This window comes from Actinomyces massiliensis 4401292 (genome assembly GCF_000269805.1).
In the GTDB taxonomy this organism is placed as follows: domain Bacteria; phylum Actinomycetota; class Actinomycetes; order Actinomycetales; family Actinomycetaceae; genus Actinomyces; species Actinomyces massiliensis.
This window is the reverse complement of record NZ_JH711481.1, coordinates 1,800,783-1,820,853: the sequence shown is the minus strand read 5'-3', so window position 1 is coordinate 1,820,853 and position 20,071 is coordinate 1,800,783. Positions and strand designations below refer to the sequence as shown.

At 68.9% G+C, this 20,071-nt stretch carries 15 protein-coding genes; 8 read left to right on the top strand and 7 right to left on the bottom strand.

All coding sequences use genetic code 11. The annotated features are described in order from the left end of the window. Window positions 1-75: 75 nt before the first annotated feature. Both W5W_RS0107785 and W5W_RS0107780 read right to left on the bottom strand, forming a co-directional pair. The gene (locus W5W_RS0107785) at window positions 76-3,087 is read right to left on the bottom strand and encodes a DEAD/DEAH box helicase family protein (protein ID WP_017194999.1); all 3,012 of its coding nucleotides are present in this window, start codon (window positions 3,085-3,087) and stop codon (window positions 76-78) included. Between the two features lie 42 nt (window positions 3,088-3,129). Next, window positions 3,130-4,956, bottom strand: a complete 1,827-nt coding sequence (locus tag W5W_RS0107780) for a proline--tRNA ligase (RefSeq protein ID WP_017194998.1) — start codon at window positions 4,954-4,956, stop codon at window positions 3,130-3,132. 139 nt (window positions 4,957-5,095) lie between these two features. Between W5W_RS0107780 and W5W_RS0107775 the strand changes: the two genes are divergently transcribed. Continuing rightward, a complete protein-coding gene (locus W5W_RS0107775) occupies window positions 5,096-5,338 on the top strand; it encodes a hypothetical protein (RefSeq protein WP_017194997.1) in 243 nt (80 codons plus the stop codon). Next, on the top strand, window positions 5,335-5,754 hold the full coding sequence (locus W5W_RS0107770) for a TA system VapC family ribonuclease toxin (RefSeq protein ID WP_017194996.1): 420 nt from the start codon (window positions 5,335-5,337) through the stop codon (window positions 5,752-5,754). The genes W5W_RS0107775 and W5W_RS0107770 overlap by 4 nt, the downstream gene beginning before the upstream one ends. Before the next feature lie 411 nt (window positions 5,755-6,165). Here the strand turns inward: W5W_RS0107770 and W5W_RS0107765 are convergent, their stop codons facing one another. The 3 genes from W5W_RS0107765 to W5W_RS15715 all read right to left on the bottom strand — a co-directional run bounded on the left by W5W_RS0107765 (window position 6,166) and on the right by W5W_RS15715 (window position 11,522). After that, window positions 6,166-6,573: a DUF4440 domain-containing protein gene (locus W5W_RS0107765; protein WP_017194995.1), complete on the bottom strand. Its 408-nt coding sequence runs from the start codon at window positions 6,571-6,573 to the stop codon at window positions 6,166-6,168. An 89-nt stretch (window positions 6,574-6,662) separates the two neighbouring features. Beyond that, window positions 6,663-9,467 (bottom strand): penicillin acylase family protein, encoded by a 2,805-nt coding sequence (locus W5W_RS0107760; RefSeq protein WP_238533288.1) that lies wholly within the window; start codon window positions 9,465-9,467, stop codon window positions 6,663-6,665. A 207-nt stretch (window positions 9,468-9,674) separates the two neighbouring features. After that, on the bottom strand, window positions 9,675-11,522 hold the full coding sequence (locus W5W_RS15715) for a serine hydrolase domain-containing protein (protein WP_238533287.1): 1,848 nt from the start codon (window positions 11,520-11,522) through the stop codon (window positions 9,675-9,677). Window positions 11,523-11,860: 338 nt separating this feature from the next. Here W5W_RS15715 and W5W_RS0107740 point away from each other — a divergent pair, with 338 nt between their 5' ends. The 6 genes from W5W_RS0107740 to fni all read left to right on the top strand — a co-directional run bounded on the left by W5W_RS0107740 (window position 11,861) and on the right by fni (window position 18,051). After that, window positions 11,861-13,024, top strand: a complete 1,164-nt coding sequence (locus tag W5W_RS0107740) for a sensor histidine kinase (RefSeq protein ID WP_017194990.1) — start codon at window positions 11,861-11,863, stop codon at window positions 13,022-13,024. Continuing rightward, window positions 13,017-13,664: a response regulator gene (locus W5W_RS0107735; protein WP_017194989.1), complete on the top strand. Its 648-nt coding sequence runs from the start codon at window positions 13,017-13,019 to the stop codon at window positions 13,662-13,664. Before W5W_RS0107740 ends, W5W_RS0107735 begins: the two co-directional genes overlap by 8 nt. Window positions 13,665-13,833: 169 nt before the next feature. Continuing rightward, window positions 13,834-14,796: a mevalonate kinase gene (gene mvk / locus W5W_RS0107730; RefSeq protein WP_017194988.1), complete on the top strand. Its 963-nt coding sequence runs from the start codon at window positions 13,834-13,836 to the stop codon at window positions 14,794-14,796. Continuing rightward, window positions 14,793-15,833, top strand: coding sequence for a diphosphomevalonate decarboxylase (gene mvaD, locus W5W_RS0107725; protein ID WP_029574164.1), 1,041 nt, complete (start codon window positions 14,793-14,795; stop codon window positions 15,831-15,833). The genes mvk and mvaD overlap by 4 nt, the downstream gene beginning before the upstream one ends. Beyond that, window positions 15,830-16,963, top strand: a complete 1,134-nt coding sequence (locus W5W_RS0107720) for a phosphomevalonate kinase (protein ID WP_017194986.1) — start codon at window positions 15,830-15,832, stop codon at window positions 16,961-16,963. The genes mvaD and W5W_RS0107720 overlap by 4 nt, the downstream gene beginning before the upstream one ends. Further along, window positions 16,960-18,051, top strand: coding sequence for a type 2 isopentenyl-diphosphate Delta-isomerase (fni, locus tag W5W_RS0107715; RefSeq protein WP_017194985.1), 1,092 nt, complete (start codon window positions 16,960-16,962; stop codon window positions 18,049-18,051). Before W5W_RS0107720 ends, fni begins: the two co-directional genes overlap by 4 nt. 141 nt (window positions 18,052-18,192) lie before the next feature. Here fni and W5W_RS0107710 read toward each other — a convergent pair whose 3' ends face one another. Together W5W_RS0107710 and W5W_RS16680 are read right to left on the bottom strand one after the other, a co-directional pair. Continuing rightward, window positions 18,193-19,557 carry a tripartite tricarboxylate transporter permease gene (locus tag W5W_RS0107710; RefSeq protein ID WP_029574163.1) on the bottom strand — a complete coding sequence of 455 codons (1,365 nt, stop codon included), beginning with the start codon at window positions 19,555-19,557 and terminating at the stop codon, window positions 18,193-18,195. Continuing rightward, the gene (locus tag W5W_RS16680; RefSeq protein WP_238533286.1) at window positions 19,554-20,024 is read right to left on the bottom strand and encodes a hypothetical protein; all 471 of its coding nucleotides are present in this window, start codon (window positions 20,022-20,024) and stop codon (window positions 19,554-19,556) included. Before W5W_RS16680 ends, W5W_RS0107710 begins: the two co-directional genes overlap by 4 nt. Window positions 20,025-20,071 lie beyond the last annotated feature (47 nt).

Genomic DNA, 20,071 nt, shown 5'->3' with positions numbered 1-20,071 from the left:
CCCTGCCGGTCGATCAGCCCGACGCCGCCTCACCGGCCTCGGCTCCTCCCGAGAGCGGACATCCTCACCCAGTCATCATCTAGTCGTCCGAGGCTCCGAGGCCTCGATCCAGCGACGAGCGCGCCGCACGGTGACGCGCCGGCGCCCGCCTCCGCCTCGGCTGGCCAGCAGCGCCGCTGCATCATCGGCATCGCGCACCAGGCGCACCCGGCACGGACCGACGTACCGGCTCCAGGCCTGCGCGAACGCGGTCATGGCGACCCGCGAGGCCGCCAGCGACGTGGGCACGGGCAGATGCAGGCTGCGCCCCGCTCCCCAGACTCCGAGAGACGCCACGCGTCCGAGCATCCGGCGCACGGGCCCCAGGTCGGGCCGCCCGGGCCGGGCCAGCGTCAGGGGCGCCGCCTCCAGCACGAAACGGGGCCGGCGCCGCGGCGGGGCCAACAGCTCGGCCAGGGCGTCGGCGAAGCGCGTGCTCAGTGCGCCGCTGACGCCGTCCAGTCCGAGAACCACGGTATCGGCTATGCGCGCACCGCCGATGCCGGCCCGCTCATTGTCCGTCAGGACGAGCAGACCGCTCAGACCACTCGCCTCCGACCCGACGGCATCGTCGTGCTCGCCCATGGCGGCCAGGACTGCACGGGCGGCACCGGTCCAGAAGGCCGTCGGGGTGCCGTGGCGCAGCAGGCCGCCGCGCGCGCGGATCCGGACGACCTCCAGGGCGCGCCCCGCCCCGTGCAGCGTGCTCGACGTGCTCGACGCATTCGCCGTCATCGGTGAAGCTCCGCCGGAGGCGCCGACCGACCAGCGGCTCCCCTCGGCCTGTCGATCACCGAGCGTGGTCACAGTCGCGGTGTTGAGGGCGGCGATGTCCTCGCGCGTCGCACCGGCCTCGACACGGTCCAGGGCACGGCGCTGGGCGGGGAGCAGGACGCCGGCCAATCCGGTCTCGATCACCGGCGCCCCCGGCCCGGGGCCCGAATCGCCACTGGCATCGGGGTCGGGCAGAACAACAGCCCACAGGCGATCGGCCTTGCGGCGCAGGCGATCGAGATCCGTGGTGGATCGCAGCCCGGAGCCGGCAGGCACCAGGCAGGCGACGGACCAGTTGTGGGCGACCTTGCCGGGCCAGGCCGGATCCAGGCGGAGCGTGCGTCCCCGCAGCTGTTGAACGGCCGTGGACGTGGTGACGGTCGTCAGATCCACCAGGGTGTTGACGGCCGGGCAGTCCCACCCCTCCCCGAGCAGTCCGCGCGTGCCGACGACCAGGCGCACGGCACCGGAGGCGACGAGCCCGCTCACCGCGAGCACGAGGTCCGCACTGCCCACGCCGCCGCCGGTCGCGGACAGCGACCAGCCGTCGTCGCGGGCGGGCAGCTCCAGGCCGGTGCATGCGCGCAGGTGCTCCAGAAGCTCGTCGTCGCCGTGGGCCAGGCGCAGGTGGGAGGAGGTGAGCAGGATCGGGTGCAGGCCGCGCAAGGCCGTATCGGCCAGGATCGCGTTGAAGCAGCGCACCGCGCCGCCCGCGGCGTCGGCGCTGCCGGCCCCGTCGACACCCACGAGGACGTCAAGGGCCCGATGGGGCGCGGAGCGCTCGGCGGCGTCGGTGACGACCACGGCCCGAAGCCGCTCCCCCAGAGCCTCCAGCTCATGGCGCAGAATGTCGATGACGGCGGCGTCCTTGGCCCGGGAGGCGGCGGTGATGACATCCAGGGGCGAGCGGCCGGTGCGGATCCCGGAGTCGGTCACGTGCAGCCCGAAGCCGCGCAGGGCCTGGCGCATGTCGTCCCACTCGTTGCGGCGGGCGGGATCGGTCAGAAGGCGGTCCAGGGCGTAACGGGCGAGCAGCCTCAGCTCCTCGGCGGCGTCAAGGGCATCGACCTCGGGCAGGAGTGGAACGACGAGCGCGCTGAGCGGGGTCGGGGTGTAATCGTGCGTGCGGCGCAGGAGAGCCCCGGCCGCTGCGGCGAGGCCCGGGTCGTCGTCGAAGCCTGCAGCCAGGGCGCGCACCAGCAGCGGATCGTCGGGGGCGAGCGGCCGGCCGGAGCGAGGGCCGCCGCCCGCCGGGGCGTCGGACACCGGCACGAGCGCGTCGGTTCCCAGTCCCGGCGCGACCAGGCCCAGGAGGTAGTCGATGCCGTCGGGCGCGAGAAGGTACTGGGCGATGCGGTGGCGCAGCTCGGCCCCGGCGGTGGTCAGGAATGAGGTCTCCTCGGGCGTGGGCAGGGCGAACCAGGCCAAGGGCCGGTAGGGGGCCAGGTGGCCGGACCGCACGACCGCGGGGACGGGCACCTCGGCATCGACATCGCCCAGCAGGGCCCGGTAGCGACGCCAGGAGCGGTCCTCGCTGCTGGGCTCGGTGGCGGTCAGTCCGATCAGGGTGGGCGCCGCACCCGCGGCGGCGAGGCGGCGGCGCAGGTAGTGGACGACGACGGCCCAGTGGGCGCGCAGATGGTGGCACTCGTCCAGGACGATCGTGGCCGTGCCGGCGTCGATGAGCGCGTCCAGGCGCTCGCGCGCCCCGGGGGCCAGCAGCGCGGCGACGGCGTCATCGTCGAGCTCGTCGATGCGGGCGCGGACGGTGGCGGCGCGCGAGCGCAGGCCGCGCGCGTAGGCGGCGGGGTTGTCGGCGGCCAAGGCGCTGAGCCAGGCGCCGGCCCGGGCCGGGGTGCGCCCATCGCTCACCAGGTCGTCCAACCAGCGGCTGCGGGCGGCCGCCTCCCACGGGGTCGTGCTGTCCACCACCGACAGCGCCTGGTAGGTCAGGACGGTCAGGTCCGCGGGCTCCTCCCCGGCGCCGGGAATGCGGTCGGCGACCGCGGGCGCAGCGCCATCGGAGGTGCGCAGGAACCGGGCGGCCTGCTCCGCCCACTGGGCGCGGATGACGGTGGTCGGCGTCAGGACCAGGGCGCGGCGCCCGTTGCGGGCGGCCAGGGCCAGGCCGAGCACGGTCTTGCCGGCGCCGGGCGGGGCGACCAGGTGGAGGGCCGCGCCGTCGTCGGGACTCACGCGGGCCAGGAGGTCGGCCTGATAGCCGCGCAGCGGAACGCCCAGACGCCAGGAGGCGAGCGGACGCTCCATGGTCATGGTTTGGTCATGGTTGCGGGCCCCTGGCCGTGGCACCGCCCCTCAGGAGCGCGCGAGGGCCTCGCGCAGGAGGTCGGCGAGCTCCTCGGCGGCGGCTCCTGCGAGCACACTGAAGCGCTCGCCGCTGCGGCGGTCGCGGATCTCGACCGTGCCCTGCCTGGCCAGGTCGCGCCCGACGACGACGGTGTAGGGCATGCCCAGCAGCTCGGAGTCGGCGAACTTCACGCCGGCGGAGACCTTGCGACGGTCGTCGTAGAGGACCTCAATGCCCTCGGCGTCCAGTGCTCGCGCCAGAGCGTCGGCGGTCTCGAAGACGGCGTCGTCCTTGCCGGTGGCCAGGATCTGGACGTGGTAGGGGGCGACTCGGATGGGCCAGGCCAGGCCGTGCTCGTCGTGGTTGGCCTCGGCCAGCGCCGCCATGACGCGGGAGACGCCGATGCCGTAGGAGCCCATGGTGACCACGCGCGCCTTGCCGTTCTCATCCAGGACGCTCAGCCCCAGTGCTTCGGAGTACTTTCGCCCCAGGGCGAAGATGTGCCCGATCTCGATGCCGCGGGCCAGCTCCAGGGGGCCGGAGCCATCGGGGGCCGGATCCCCGGCGCGGATCTCGGCGGCCTCGATCGTGCCGTCTGCGTTGAAGTCGCGGCCCTTGACCAGGTGGAGCACATGCTTCTTGGGCTCGTTGGCGCCGGTGACCCAGCTGGTGCCGTCCACGATGCGGGGGTCGAGCAGATAGCGCACGGAGCCGGTGAGGCGCTCGACGCCGTCCTCATCGGTCTCGACGCGACGGTGGGGCGAGTTGGGGCCGATGGCGGTGGGGCCGATGTAGCCGCGCACGAGCTCGGGGTGACCCTCGAAGTCCTCGTCGGCCGCCATCTCGACCTCGGCCGGGGCGACGGCGGCCTCGAGACGCTTCATGTCGACCTCGCGGTCCCCGGGCAGGCCCACGACGAGCAGCTCCTTGGAGCCGTCCGGGTGGGTCAGGGTGACGACGACGTTCTTGAGGGTGTCCGCGGCGGTCCACGCCCGGCCGTCCTCACGGGGGTAGCGCTCGTTGCACAGCGCCACAAGAGTCTCGATGGTGGGGGTGTCGGGGGTGTCGACGACGCGCGCGGACGGCTCGGCGCCGGCGTCCACGGGCTCGGGGGGGACGGTGACGACGGCCTCGGCGTTGGCTGCGTAACCGCCGGCCGAGCGCACGAAGGTGTCCTCGCCGATCGGCGAGGGGTGGAGGAATTCCTCGGAGTGGGACCCGCCCATGGCGCCGGCCATGGCGTTGACCGGAATGTAGTCCAGCCCCAGACGGGCGAAGATCCGCTCATAGGCATCGCGGTGAAGCTGATAGGAGGCGTCCAGACCCGCCTCGTCCATGTCGAAGGAGTAGGAGTCCTTCATGACGAACTCGCGGCCGCGGATGAGGCCGGCGCGCGGACGCGCCTCATCGCGGTACTTGGTCTGGATCTGGTAGATGATCGCCGGCAGATCCTTGTACGAGGAGTACATGTCCTTGACCAGGAGGGTGAACATCTCCTCGTGGGTGGGGGCCAGGAGGTAGTCGTTGTCCTTGCGATCGGTGAGGGTGAACAGGGTGGGGCCGTACTGCTCCCAGCGCCCGCTCGCCTTGTAGGGGTCGGCTGACAGCAGTGCCGGGAAATGGACCTCCTGGGCGCCGATGGCGTCCATCTCCTCGCGCACGACCTCCTCGATCTTGCGCAGGGTGCGCAGCCCCAGCGGCAGCCAGGTGTAGACGCCGGGCGCGGCGCGGCGGATGTAGCAGGCGCGCACCAGGAGCCGGTGGCTGGCGACCTCGGCGTCGGCAGGGTCCTCGCGCAGGGTGCGGATGAAGGAGGTGGAGAGTCTGTGCAGCACGGGCACATGGTACGTGCTGCGCGTCCGCCGTCGGCAACCGGTCGGCGACGGGCCCGGTTGAGCCATGGCGCAGGTCGTTCCACAGAGCAGGGCCGATGCGAGGTTAGTGCATCACTGAGTGATGCACTAACCTCGCATCATGCGCACCACGGTTGACCTCCCTCCGGCCCTGCACCACCGGGTCTCCAGGACCGCGGCGGCTCGCGGGATCTCGCTGTCATCCATGATCAGTGAGTTGACCGCCCTGGGACTCGAGCAGTCCGAGGTCGAGGACCCCGATGAGAGGATCAGCACCAGTCCCGTCACCGGCCTCCCCCAGCTGCGCTCAGGACGGCCCATTACCGCTGGTGAGGTCGCTGATTTCCTGGCGGAGAGCGAATGAGCACCCACCTGGTTGACGCCAACGTCTTGATCGCCCTGCTCATCCCTGATCACGAGCACCACAAGGCGGCCGAGTCCTGGATGTCCGAGCTGGCGGAAGAGGACTTGATCGCTTCTGATTCCGTGGTTGAGGGAGCCTTCACCCGTTATGCGGTGCGGATCGGGCACCGCGCCGCCCAGGTGCAATACGCGCTGCGCCGCGTCCATGAGATGCCCCGATGGCGGTTCTGGCCCGATGTTCTCCCCTATGCGGACTGCGACCTGGCCACCGTGCGGGGGCACCGCCAGGTGACCGACTCCTACCTCGCCTCCCTGGCCCGCCACCATGGCGGCCGCCTGACCACCTTCGATCGGGCACTGGCGGCGCGCTTCCCCGATATCGTCGATCTGGTCGGGTCGGGCCATCCCGGGAAGTAGGGATAGCGAGGGGATATCGAGGGGATGTGAGGCTTGGTCATTCACGACCCGCCGCCGACCGCGCCCTGGACGCCTCGCGGCGAAGACCGAAGGGGCGGGACTCCCGCCACCCGCCTGCGTCACGGAACCCCTGCCTCAGGCCCCCTGCTTCGGACCGACACCCCCCACTTCGGGCCGCATGTGTCCAAAACGGAGGGGATTAAAGCCTCGGTGGCCCGGGTAGCTCCAAGAAACCATGCGATGGCCTAGTGTTTTTGGCGTGATTTCGCTGTTTTTCCGGTGTGCTTCGGTGTCGCGCTGCATGGTGCTCAGGCTGATCTCCTCCGTTTTGGACACCTGGCGCCCTCAATGCGCCGCGCCGACACCAGAGCCGGGCTGTCGACGATGTGCCCTGTGCAGGCCGTAGTGCTCTCATGCTCCGCGGTCCGGGAGTGAGGGCTCGGCGCCCTGGACAACCGTGCCCTGATGGAAGACCGCCTTCCATCCGGACTCCTCATGACGGTAGACGGTTGAGCGGCGTGTCACCCGCCCCTGGCCGTGCAGGGTGTAACGCACCTGGACGACACCGGCCCCCAGTGGGACGACATGCGCATCCTCGATCCTGTAACCGGTCGGAAGAGAATCGAGATGCGTTCCCGCCAGGCGCCCTAGCACGATTCCCTTGACCTCCGAGCGTTCGTAACACGTCCCTGATGCGCCGATCTCACTGAAATCCTCGGCTACCTGCTCATCGAAGGACTGCTCATCCCAGATCAGCTCGCGGTGGTGGAAAATGGGTTCACGCCCCACCAGCTCCGCCTCGTGAGGTAAATCGGTCATGTCTCCTCCAGAAGGTGATCGAATCCCGGAATCAGAATCTGAAAAGGCTACCGCCTGATGGCCGGGCAACGGGTGGAGATCACTTCGGTTCAGGCGGGGCGCAGCCTCAGCGTGTGCGATGCAGCTGCCTCGACGCTCTCACGGCGGAACGGCCACGGGCGCATCCGCCCCTCGGCCCAGTCCTCGAACTGGTCATTGACGTGAGGGGACCACGGATGCCCTGACGACCCCGAGGAGATCACCCAGCGTGCGTTATCGACGTCGGCCATATCGACGCTCATGCGCATCGAGGCGCCGCTGATCACCTGGTAATCCACTCGGCCATCCTTGACTACCGGATCGAACCATGTGGCGTTGGGGATGTCGCCGGCTCCTCCCACCGGCTGTGGGGATGCGTTGAAGTACTTCCGCGCGATCCAGGGCAGGCCCTCGCCGCCGAGCAACTGATGGGTGGGTTTCTTCACGTGGATGCCACCCCAGGTCCAGGCCCCGTGGTCCTCGCCCATCTGCGCGGTGAGATCGGCGTCGGCCTCCGCCCAGGCGCGCTGCATGATCACCGAGGCGTCCTCCACCTCCGGTGTGGCCGTGTCATCCCACAGGGGGTTGTCCAGGTCGGCAACCAGCTTTCCCAGCAGCCGGGGATCGGTCGGGTACTCATCTCCCAGCTCATCGCTGAGAGCGGCGTGCGCCAGGTGGGAGTAGACCGCCGCCATGATCGCGGCGCCCTGCGAGTCGGTGGCCATGTGGGCGCCGTCGGCGTACCAGGACGCGAGCACCTGCTGGAGCTCCCCCAGCCTCGGGGAGGTCAGTTCCACACCAGTCAGGGCCGGGGCCAGTTCATCGGCCTGGGAGGAGTGGTCGAGCAGCATGGCCCGGGAGGCCTGCTCCACCGTGATCGGACCCTGCGCCGCCGCGCCGGCCAGGTAGTCGTGCATCTGCTGCGACCGGTACCCCTGGGCATAGCCTCCAAGACCGAGGTACGGGCCCGCATCCTGCGGGGTGACCGGCTGGTTGGCGGGGGTGATGATGCCATCGGGCGGGTTGAGCGCCGCCGGCATATCCTGCGGCGCGTAGAAGCCCTGCCAGTCGTAGCCGGAGTCCCACCCGGGCCGGGGCCAGCGCCCATCCGCCCCCAGGTTGTCGGGGCCGTGAGCCATGGAGGGCTGCTGGTCGGCCGGGGCCTTGATGGGCCTGATCGGGTACAGGCCGGGCGCCTGGTAGCCGATGTCGCCGTCGGCGGTGGCGAAGAGGATGTTCTGCGCCGGGTCCGCGAAGAGCGCGGCCACCGCGGCCACTTCGGTTGCATCGGTGGCACGGTTGAGCGCGAACCACGCCTCAGCCGTCCTGCCCGGCATGAGGGCCGTCCATTGCAGGGCCACCGAGAAGTCTCCCGTGGCCCCGGGCAGCTGCCCGAGATCCTCGTCGGGGGCGAACAGGCCCGAGACGACGGGGCCGTGCACGGACTCGCGGACCTCCATCTCGAAGGGCTCACCACCGGCCACCTTGAACGTTTCGGTACGGGTCTTGTAGGCCAGGCACGCCCCATCGCGCCGGTAGGCGTCCGGTCCCGCGTTCTGCTCAACCACCAGGTCACTCGCATCTCCTTGGAGGTTGGTAAAGGCCCAGGCCAGCTGGGGGTTGCGGCCGATGACGACGCCCGGCAGCCCTGCGAAGGAGAAGCCTTCGACGTCGAAGGTGCAGTCGTCATCGAGCTCAGTGCAGTGCAGCCCCACCTGAGACCACACCGAAGGGTAGTCGATGTCCAGGTGCGGATCATTGCCGATGATGGGCTTGCCCGACGCCGTATGGCTGCCGGAGACGACGAAGGAGTTGGAGCCGATGTCCGGCCCCTGACCCAGGACGGCCGGAACGGCGTCGAGGGCCCGTTGGGCCTCCTGAAGCACGCCTGAGACTCCGCTCATGCCTGCGGGTGCCGTGGCGGCTGCAGCCTCCTCGGTGTCAGGCCCGGGCGCCGGGGCGGCCTCGTCCGGCGCAGAGTTATCAGCTGAGCCGGGGCAGTCGACGACCTCGGCGTCCTGTTCAAGCATCGGCAGCGGTGAGGCGACGGGGTACTCGGAGCGGGGCCTGAGGTTGCCGGAGCCGTCGTCGAGCAGGATCGGCCTGCGGGCGCTCTCATCAACTGGCGGGATCAGCTCCTCGACGGCGGCCGGACTGCCCAGCTTCGAGAGCATCTTCATGCGCCAGGCTTCACTCTCGTGCGCGCCGCTGAGGCCCTGGGACATCGCCTTGATCCAGGACAGCGAGTCGATGCCGCTCCACGGCTCGATATCCTCGATGGGCAGGTTCAGGCCCATCACCGCGTACTCGTTGGCCACCTGCCAGGGGGCCTTCCCCTTGAGGTAGGCGTTGACCCCCTCGGCGTAGGCCTCGTAGAAGCCACGGGCCTCGTCGGACAGGAGCTCCCACTCCTGCTCGGCGACGCGGCGCCAGCCCATGGTGCGGATCGAGATGTCGGACTCCTTGCCCGCCTCGCCGACCAGCTCGGAGAGCCGTCCGGCGGTCAGGTGGCGTCGCACGTCCATCTGGAAGAACCGGTCCTGGGCCTGGACGTACCCCTGGGCGAAGAACAGGTCGTGGTCGCTGGAGGCGTAGATGTGCGGGACGCCCTGGCCGTCACGACTCACGGCGACCTCATCGGTGGGGCCGGCCAATGTGATCGTGCCGTCGTACTGCGGCAAAGGGGCTCGGATGATGACGGCCAGCGCCACCCCTGCGGTGAGCGCGAGCACCAGGAGCCCGCACAGCGATCCGATCAGCCATGTCCGGATCCTGCTTCTGCGCCTGCTCACAGTCGTGGCGGTCCCAGTGGATGACTCAGAGGGTGAATCGGTGGATGACTCGGGAGACGACTCAGCGGGCATTTCAGTGGGCATTGAAACCTCCTTCAGGCGCCCCGAACGCTAAGCGGCCCCCGATCCGGACGCGCCAGGCACATGGGGGAAGCGGACTCCGCCAGGTGGCGGAGATGCCAAAACCGTTTCCTGGCCGTCGACGGGGACGACGGATGCACGGCGTGGCCCGCCCCCTCGACGGGAGGCGGGCCACACTGAGGAGTCGGGGATCAGCAGTCCTCACTGCTCCTAGAAGCCGACATCGGGGTTGAGGAGGTTGAAGGCGAGGGCCATCCAGGCAACAACAGCCAATGCGATGGGCAGGAGCAAGGCGGTGACGATCCGTAGCATACCGCCGCCCGCCCTGAGGACGCGCACTGCTTCAACGACACCCGGAATGATCCCCAGGAGGCCCACAAAGGTCAGGATCTGGATCCCGTGAAGCGTCAACGGGCCCACAGAGATCCGATCAGCCATCAGTGACACCGCCGCGCCTGCCCAGGCACCGATCGCGACGAGAGTCAGCCCCGCCCCGATCCTGGCCGAGCGCGCCCACCAGGACAGCCGGGAACCACCACCATCACCGGCGCGCCGCGCCATCAAACGGCGCACCGCGCCAAGCGGCCAGGCCAGCACAAGCAACACGAGAACCGCTGCAGCACCGAGCACCACCGGAACGAACACCCGCTGAGCGACGGTCATGGGCAGCAGCGAGAAAGCGGGGATATCCCCAACACGCACCACTTTTCCACCCTCCACCTGAACAGCAAGGGTCTGCGATCCCCCGACCTGCCGCCACACCCACGGCTTGATCTCCTCATACTCGATCACGGACTCCCCCGCCCGCAGCAGAAGATGACCATCATCAAGAGCATCAATACTGCTCCACCCCGAGGGGAGGGCCTCCCTGATACTGGCGAAGGACGTCATCGGCGCCCGAGACGAGGTATAGGTCCCGGCCGCCACCCGCGCATGCTGCCGCGATTCACTAACAGAAGGCCGATCCTCCACATCAGGTTCGGAACCAGGATAATAACGGTCGGAGAAACCTCTCATGAGATCATCTTTCAGAGCCTCAGCCCCATCCTTCCCCTCACCATTAACCGCAACGAAAACCCCAGATCCATTATCGGGATAAACCTCAAGATCTGCATGAAAAGAATTCGCATATCCAGAATGACCGACAATCCGATATCCATTTCGATTTTCATCGAAGAATCCGAGCCCCATTTGCTTGCCCTCGGCGAGCATCCCCAGCTGATCAGCACCGAGCCCGGGGCTGAACATCTGCTGCCATGTGCCCTCCTTCAGCAGCGCACCACCCTGGGAGTGATTGAGCATGGCCAACATGAATTTTCCAGCATCAGCACCCGACACAGTCAGAGAACCCGCCGGAGAATCTGGCATCTCTTCGAATGGCTGAGCCTGACCTGCGCTGGTCTTGTACCCATTGGCCACCCTGTCGGCGAGCCTCTCCGGCAGCGGCTGATCGAAAGTGGAGGAGTCCATGCCGGCAGGCTCAAGAACATGCTCGCGCACATAATCCTCGAACACCTCGCCACTGACCCGCTCAACGATGTAACCGGCCAACGACATGCCATAGTTGGAATAAGCCGGAGTGGTACCGGGAGCGAAAACCTGCATCGGAGGATCCTGACGGATATAAGAATCCAGATCTGGTTCTTTTTCAGGATTCCCAGCATGCTCCTCGAATCCCGCGGTGTGCGTCAGGAGATGCCGCAAGGTGATATCACCGGGATAACGGCGCGGAATCTTCACATCCGTGTAGGCACTAATATCAACATCCAAGTCCAGCTCACCCCGCTCGACGAGCTGCATCACCGAGATACTGGTGGCGAGTTTCGATACCGATGCAATGCGGAAAAGGGTATCGGCATCCACCGCGCGCCGCGGCTCACCATCAGCCCCCGTAGCCGCATACCCATACCCCCTCGTCACCAGCACCCGACCCCCGTGAACGACAGTCACCACCGCTCCAGGAAAATCCCCCCGATTGAGGGCGTCGGGAATCTTCCCATCGAGCCAGGCAGTGACATCCTCCGGGGTCAGCTCATGCCTCCCCTCGGGCTGCGACACATGCGGACCAGGCCGAACGGGCCCGGCCGATAGCGCCGATGAGCAACCGCCGAGGACCACCGCCACTATCGACAGCACCGCCGTCAATGCCGACAACCGCACCAGCGGCGCGGAGCCCCTCCCGCCCGAACCGAGAGCGCGCCGAACCGGTCTTCCAGGGTCTGCATTCAGCATAAGAACCTCCTTCAGGCGCCCCGAACGCTAATCGGCCCCGGATCCAGGCGCGCCAGGCACATGGGGGAAGCGGACTCCGCCAGGTGGCGGAGATGCGAGTCCGCGCAAGCCCCCTCCCCCAGGTGGCGGATGCGCGCCCCTGAGGCGTGAGTAGAGTCCGGCTGGTGAGATCACCCGACCCGGCACGACGCATCCAGTGGCTGCTCTGGGGTGCTTCCGCCATAGCGACCGCGATCTTCCTGCTCGACATAGCGGTCTCACTCAACGCGGATCTCCATGCCCTCCATCACGAGCGGACCTGGTGGGAAGCCCTGTGGTTCTGGATGCAGGTGGTCTCCCCGATCGCCGCTCAGTTCCTGCTGCTGCCCGCGTTCAGACGGCGGGGCCTACTGCTGCCCGCAGCATGCATGTTCCTCAGCGTCCTGCTGCCCGGAGGCTTCCATGTGCCGGCTTTCGTTGCGGCAGCGCTCCTAGGGACGCGCTCGAAGGCATGGTCGCTGCCCATCGCGCTCGGGTCGCAGGTCGTGGGAACGGCGCTCGGCCTGGCGGTGAGCCCGTTCCCATGGCGGTGGGCCGACTGGTGGACGGAGCTGCCTTACCTCATCTACACCGTCACCGCCGTGCTTCTCGGCATCCTACTCACCAATCACCAGGAGCTCACCGAGGCCCGCGTCGCGCGTGCCCGTTCGCAGGAGCGGGCCCGCATCTCGCGCGAGATGCATGACTCCCTGGCCCAGCGCATCTCCTTGATCTCCTTGCACGCCGCCGCATTGGCCAGTCGTCGCGATCTCGATGAGGAGCAGGCCGCCCGCACCGCAGGCACCATCCGGACCATGGCGGCCGAGGCCGGCCATGAGCTGCGTCAGATCCTCCATGTGCTCCACGACGACGGCTCCGGGGACGAGGCCGCCGTCGCCTGGGCGGACGTCGCCCACATCATCGATCAGCACCGCGAGGCCGGGCTGGAGATCCAGCTCAGTACCGATCCGGATTGGGAGCGAGCATTCGATAGGGCCGGGGCCGCCGTCTGTCACGCCGTTCTGCGCACCGTCGAGGAGGCGCTCGCCAATGCCCGTCGCCACGGCTCGCAGGGCTCGGCCCAGTTGAGCTTCGAGACCACCGGGAGCGCATTGGTCGTGCAGTGCGCCAATCCGGCGTCCACGCCGGCCCTGCCGCTGCCCGGTCACGGCCTGGGCCTTCCCGGCCTGCGCGAGCGGATGCGGCTGCTGGGCGGCCGACTGAGCCTGGCCCGGGAGGCCGGAGTATTCACCCTGCGCGCAGAGCTCCCTGCAGGGAGGAAACCGAAGAAGGAACCGCTTCATGACTGACCGCATCCGCATCGTCATCGCGGACGACCAGCCCCTCGTCCGCTCCGCCCTGCGCCTGATCCTGGAGGGGGACCCGGAACTGACCGTCCTGGGTGAGGCGGCGGACGGACAGGGGGCACTGGACGCGGCGCGCCGTCTACGACCCGACATCATCCTGCTGGACCTCCACATGCCCCGCCACGACGGGGTGTGGGCCAGCGAGCGGATCAGCGAGCTCGCGCCCGACGTCAAAGTCCTGGTGCTCACGGCCTTCGACACCGACCGCCTCGTAGCCTCGGCCCTGAGGGCCGGGGCGGTCGGCTTCCTCCTCAAGGACAGCTCCCCGGAGCAGATCCTGGAGGCGGTCCGCACTGCCGCCGACGGCGAGCGCCCGTTCTCCGCGGCAGTGCTGGAGCAGCTGGTGACGACCACCGCCATGAAGGCCCCGTCGCGCCGGGCCCCCGGCACCCTGACCGCGCGTGAGCGCGAGGTGGCGGTCCTGGTGGCGCAGGGCCTGGTCAACGTCGAGATCGCGGACCGCCTGGGGATCGGGGCCGCCACGGTCAAGACCCATGTCTCGGCCCTGCTGGAGAAGTTCCAGGTCAGGAACCGGGTGCAGCTCGCCGTCGCAGTGGCCGAATGCCAGTTGACGATCGCCTAGAACCGGGGCCCGTCCATGATCGGCCTCGCGCCGGGCTCATCATGCGCTGCTGGCGCAGCCCCGCCGCAGCACCGGGCAAGGTGATCGACGCCTGATTGCAGCGCGGCAGGCGGGGCATCTAATCTGTCCCGGATCATCACCGCCCTCTGGGCCACAATCAAGGAAACACATGGACAGGCACTCCCCCATCCGCGAGGGCCATGGCCGCACCTGGGCGAAGGCCATCCTCCTGGGCGAGCACTCCGTCGTCTACGGGCACCCCGCCGTGGCCATGCCGCTGCACGACCTCCAGATGCGGGCAACGGCCACACCCACCGCCGGCCCCTCGATGCTGCACAGCCTGGAGTATTCAGGCCCCATGGGCGACAGCGGTCCCGGGTTCGCCTGCATCGCGCGCGCCTTCGAGGCGGCCCGCGAGTTCTCGGGGCGCATGGACCAGTCCTTCGAGATCGTCACCACCAGCGACTTCCCCCACGAGCGCGGGATGGGATCGTCGGCCGCGGCGGCCGGCGCCGTCATTCGCGCCGTCCTGGACGCCTGCGGGCGCGAGGCATCCGCGGACGAGCTGTTCGCCCTGACCCAGATGGCCGAGCAGGTCGCCCATGGCAGGCCCTCCGGGTTGGACGCCGCCGCCACCAGCTCCCCCTCCCCCATCCGGTTCCAGGGCGGCCAGATGCGGCCGCTCGCCCAGCGCATCGAGGGGGCCCGCCTCGTCATCGCCGACTCCGGCGTCCACGGCAGCACCCGCGAGGCCGTCGGCGGCCTGCGCGAGCGCTACGAGGCGGCCCCGGACGGCGTCGGTCCCCTGATCAACAGCCTCGGCGCACTGGCGCAAGCCGGTATCGCAGCGCTCGACGACGGCGATGCGCCGGCCCTGGGATCAGCCATGGACCGGGCGCACGAGGTGCTGGCGCAATTGGAGCTGAGCCTGCCGGTGCTGGACCGGCTCACGGCGGCCGCTCGCGGCGCCGGGGCCCTCGGCGCCAAGCTCACCGGCGGTGGGCTCGGCGGGTGCGTGATCGCCCTGGCCGACAGCGCCGAGACCGCCGACGCCGTCGCCTCCGCACTGCGGAGTGCCGGGGCGCCGTCCGCATGGATCTACCAGATACGCACCAGCGAGGCGAACCGGTGACTCCCTCTGCACCCTCTACATCTGCTGCACCCACCGCACATACTGCAACGGCGAGTGCGAACACGAATATCGCGCTCATCAAGTACTGGGGCAAGGCGGACGAGTCGCTGATGATCCCCACCACCTCGAGCCTCTCCCTCACCCTGGATGAGACCTGGACCACCACCACGGTCTCCTTCGACGGCGGGAACGGTGATGCCGACGCAGTGAGGATCAACGGCTCCGCCCCCGGCGGGACGGCGCTGGCCCGGGTCACACGCTTCCTCGACCTCGTGCGAGAGCGCTCCGGCGTCACGCAGCGGGCGAGCGTCACCTCCACCAGCACGGTTCCACTGGCCGCGGGCCTGGCCAGCTCGGCGGCGGGCTTCGCCGCCCTGGCGGCGGCGGCCTCGCGCGCGGCGGGCATGGACCTCGACGGCCGCGCCCTGTCCCGGCTCGCCCGGCGCGGCTCGGGCTCGGCGGCGCGCTCCGTGTTCGGCGGGCTGGTGCTGTGGAACGCCGGGGAGGACGACGCGACCTCCTACGCAGAACCCATCGAGGAACCCGCTGGGGATACCGTGTCCGGCCTTGACCTTGCCATGGTCGTCGTCGTGCTCTCCGATGGGCGCAAAACCATCTCCAGCACGCGAGCCATGAAGCAGACCATGACCGCCTCGCCGCTCTACCCCGCCTGGGTGGAGGCGAGCCGCGAGGACTTGCGCGCAGCACTGGAGGCGGTGCGCTCCGGGGACCTGGCGCGTCTGGGCGAGGTGGCCGAGGCCAACGCCCTGGGCATGCACGCCTCGATGATGGCCGCGCGCCCCGCGATCATGTACTGGCTGCCGCGGACGATCGAGGTGCTGCACACGGTCCGCGCGATGCGCCAGGACGGCCTGCCCGCCTGGGCCACCATCGACGCCGGCCCGAACGTGAAGGTCCTGACCCGGGGCGGCAGTGCGGAGCGGGTCGCGGCCGCGCTGCGCGAGCGCGTGCCCGGTGCAGCGGTCTCGGTCAGGCTCCCCGGCGCAGGAGTGCGCTTCGAGGAGGCCTCCCGGTGATCTCGCAGAGCGCCCCCGGGAAGCTGTACATCGCCGGCGAGTACGCCGTTGTCGAGCCCGGGCACCAGGCGGTGCTGGTGGCCGTGGACCGCTTCATCACGGTACGGATCACGCAGGCCGAGGCTGGCGGCTCGGCCGACCCCGCCGGCCATATCAGCTCCACCCTGTACGAGGCGCAGTCCCTGACCTGGTACCGGCGCCCCGAGGACGGGGTGGTGATGGTCGACAAGCAGTTCAACGACTACGTGGTCTCCGCGATCCGCATGGTCGAGCAGATGGTGCGCGAGGCCGGCGGCCGGCTGCGCTACTTCGACCTGGATGTCTCCAGCGAGCTCGACGACGGCAGCGGGCACAAGCTCGGCCTGGGATCCTCTTCGGCAGTCACCGTGGCCACGGTGCGCGCCGTGGCGAGGTTCTACGGCCTGTCCCTGGATGACATGGCCGTCTACAAGCTGGCGCTGCTGGCCACCGACGCCGTCCAGCCCATCGGCTCCGGGGGCGATATCGCGGCCAGCTCCTTCACCGGATGGGTCGCCTACACCTCCCCCGACCGCGCCTGGCTGCACCGGATGCGCGGAGTCCCGGGCATGGGCGCCGGCCCCGGGGAATCAGCGGGGCTGAGTGAACTGGTGGGGATGGACTGGCCGCTGCTCAGCATCCGGCGCCTGCCCGCCCCGAGCTTGACGTTGAATGTGGGGTGGACCGGCAGTCCCGCCTCCACCCCGCGACTCGTGGCCGATGTCCAGGCCCACACGCGCGGGGCGCAGGACGCCGCCGCTTACACGGCCTTCCTGCAAGACAGCGAGAGCTGCTTGAGCGCCCTGATCCAGGCCCTCAAGGACGACGACGACGAGGCGATCGGGCTGCGGATACGGGAGGGGCGCCGTCTGCTGCTGGGCCTGACCCGCACCAGCGGGATCGTCATCGAGACCCCGCCACTGCGCCGCCTGGTGGAGATCGCCCAGGAGCACGGGGCCGTGGCCAAGAGCTCCGGTGCCGGCGGCGGGGATTGCGGCATCGCGCTGTGCCCGCCCGGGACCGATGCAGCGGCCATGCGCTCGGCCTGGGAGGCGGCGGGAATCCAGCCCTTGGACTTGCACGTCCACGTCCATGGCGGGGCCGACTCGTGAGCGCCGGGGGCATCGAACAGCCGGGGCATGCATCGCGCAAGGATGAGCACCTGGACCTGGCCGTGCGCCTGCACGGCGAGGACCGGCCCAACGGCTTCGACGACGTCTCCTTCATGCACCACGCCCTGCCGGGCACGTCCGCCGATTCGATCGACATCAGCACGAGCGTGTGCGGTGCGCACTGGCGGGCCCCGTTCTACATCAATGCGATGACCGGGGGCACGAGCGCCACTGCGGCGATCAACGCGGACCTGGCACGTGCTGCCGCCGATGCGGGCGTCGCCATCGCCTGCGGCTCCCAGCACGTCGCCCTGCGGGAGCCCGAGCGCGCAGGCGGCTTCGAGGTCATCCGCCGCGAGGCGCCGGACGCCTTCGTACTGGGCAATGTGGGTCCCACCGTGGCACCGGAGCAGGCGCTGCGGGCCGTGGAGATGATCGAGGCGAATGCCTTGCAGGTCCACGTGAACGCCGCCCAGGAGCTGGTCATGCCCGAGGGCGACCGGGACTTCCGGGACTGGGCCGGGCGCATCGCCGCCATCGCCGCGGCGGTGCCCGTGCCGGTGATCGTCAAGGAGGTCGGCTTCGGGCTCTCGCGCCGTACGATCCGGGAGCTGGAGCGCACCGGCGTGACGGCGGTCGATGTGGCCGGGGCCGGGGGCACGGACTTCATCGCCATCGAGAACGAGCGGCGCCCCGGCCAGGAGTACTCATACCTGACGGGGTGGGGGCAGTCGGCGGCGCTGTGCCTCCTGGAGTCGTTGACCGGACCGGATTGCGTCAATCTGCCGGTGCTGGCCTCCGGCGGGGTGCGCAGCCCGCTCGACGTGGTGCGCGCACTCGCCCTGGGAGCCAGCGCCGTCGGCGTCTCGGGGCACTTCCTGCGCACCCTGGTGAGCGGCGGCGCCGATGCCCTGAACCGCGAACTGCACGCCTGGACCGATCAGGTGCGCACCCTCATGACCCTGCTGGGCGCACCCGACGTCGAGCGGCTGCGCCGCACCGACGTGCTGGTGACGGGCCGCACGGCCGAGAAGGCGCGCCTGCTCGGGGTGGATCTGGAAGCCCTCGCCCGTCGCTCTGAGCGGTAGGCGGACGCGATAGGCGGACGCTCAAGATCTCGCATCCGTTTGACCACGCTTTACGACGCTCCTCTGCCTCTTACTGTACGAGCACAAGGAGCGTCGTAAGAGGCAGAGGAGCGTCGTAAGCGGTGGCGTATTCAGACCAATTCAGCCCAGCGAGGCCAGTGCCTTGACGATGCCGGGGGCGGCGTAGAGCGTCATGAACTGCACGCCGTAGTTGACCCCGAGGCGGTTGAGTGCACCGCACACCACGCCGATGAGAAGAACCCCGAAGATATTCGGAATACCTGCATCGATGTAGGCCAGCAGCAGAATGAAGGCCACGAACAGAGCGAGAACCGCCTCATGCGGAATGCGCCGCATGACGAAATAGGTGATCTGAGAGGACCAGCGCACCGCGATCACATAGGTGATCGCCACCGAGATCAGCGCGCCCACGGTGACCGCCGCGATGAATCCGGGCATCTGCAATTTATGGTGCAGGTTGTCAGTCAGATCATAAACCGGAGGCGCATTGAAGAGCGGACCCGCCGGTCCGGCGGACACGCCCGAGATGGGAATTCCCAGCGCAACCAGAGGAATGATCACGCCGGCAAGATAGGTCGAGTGCGTCAGGGCGCTCATGACGGTCACGGCGCGCTGCGACCGGCGCACCGGATCGTTCTTCTGATCCGCCACGGACGCCTCCCCCAGCAGGAAGGTGAGGCCCACGGGGCTGAGCACGAACAACGGCGTGGAGGCGGCCGCCATGAGGGTGCTCCACAACCCCTCGGAGGGGGAGATCAGTTTTCCGGGCATGAGAGCCTGGGAGGTGAATCCCGAGCGCAGCAGCGCCGTCTTGGTGCGGTCCCCGTGCGGAAGCCCCGCACGGCGCTTGGCGTTGAGCAGCTCCAGCAGAGTGATGAGCATGGGGCCCACCGTGATCCCCAGGAAGAAGGAGATGCTGATCTTCTTGTCCTCGGGGATGATGCTGGCCGTGCGGTAGAGCGCGGGCAGGGCCTCGAACATGAGCGCCATGGGGATGATCGCCACCAGCGCGAGAATCCGGTTCTTCCCCAGCAGCGCCAGGAGCACCGCTCCGGCCGCGAGGATGATGGGGGCCCGGTTCTTGATCGGATCGGCCATGGGCGCCAGCAGTCCGGCCAGGGCGAAGCTGAGGGGGATGGAGATCAGGGTTCCAATGGCGGAGCCGACGGCCATCTTGCGGATCGTGTCCGAGGCGAGGCCCTTGCCGCGCAGGAGCAGGGAGTGCTCCATCAGCGGTGCCGACATCACTCCGCCCGGCAACCCCACCAGGGCCGTCGGAATGCCGTTCATAAGGTTGAGCGTGACGATCGCGGCGATGAAGAATGCGAGCACCACCTGCGGCGGGGCTCCGGCCAGCACCACGGCCAGGGTCACGGGCGCGAGCACGCTCGTCTCATCGGTGCCGGGGATGAAACCGATGAAGGTGTACAGGACGACGGCGGCGAGCACTGCCGCCAGCATCATGAGAATAAGCTCAGGAGTCACTCGGCACCGCCTTTATCGGAATTGTCGTCAGAATTCTCAGAGGCAGTCGCGTCGGAGCCACCTTCAGATTCCTCGCCGGGTTCACTGGGTTCCCCGGACTCACCGGATCCTCCAGATTCGCTGGGTTTTCCGGATTCGCCGGGATCGCCACTTTGATCATCACCGAGATCATCCTTGGAATCATCGGCGATAACCGCGGAATCGGCATCACTCACGTCATCGATAATGGTGACGTCCCGCTTCGGGCTCACGAAGAAGCAGTTCACGGTGAAACCGATCACCGATGCTCCCAATCCCCAGAAAAGCGGCTGGCCACCGACGACAATCGCCAGTAATGCCGCACAGGCGGCGTATGCCGCCGATATTTGCAAACAGATCAGAAGATCCTTGACCGAGACGAGGTCATTCCAGACCTCAATATTATGACGCCCCGTGCTCTCGGAGGCGGCCTCAGAAATATCGCGCACGAGGCGTGATGTTATTCGACTTCCCTGCAACGCACTATATGCTGTTC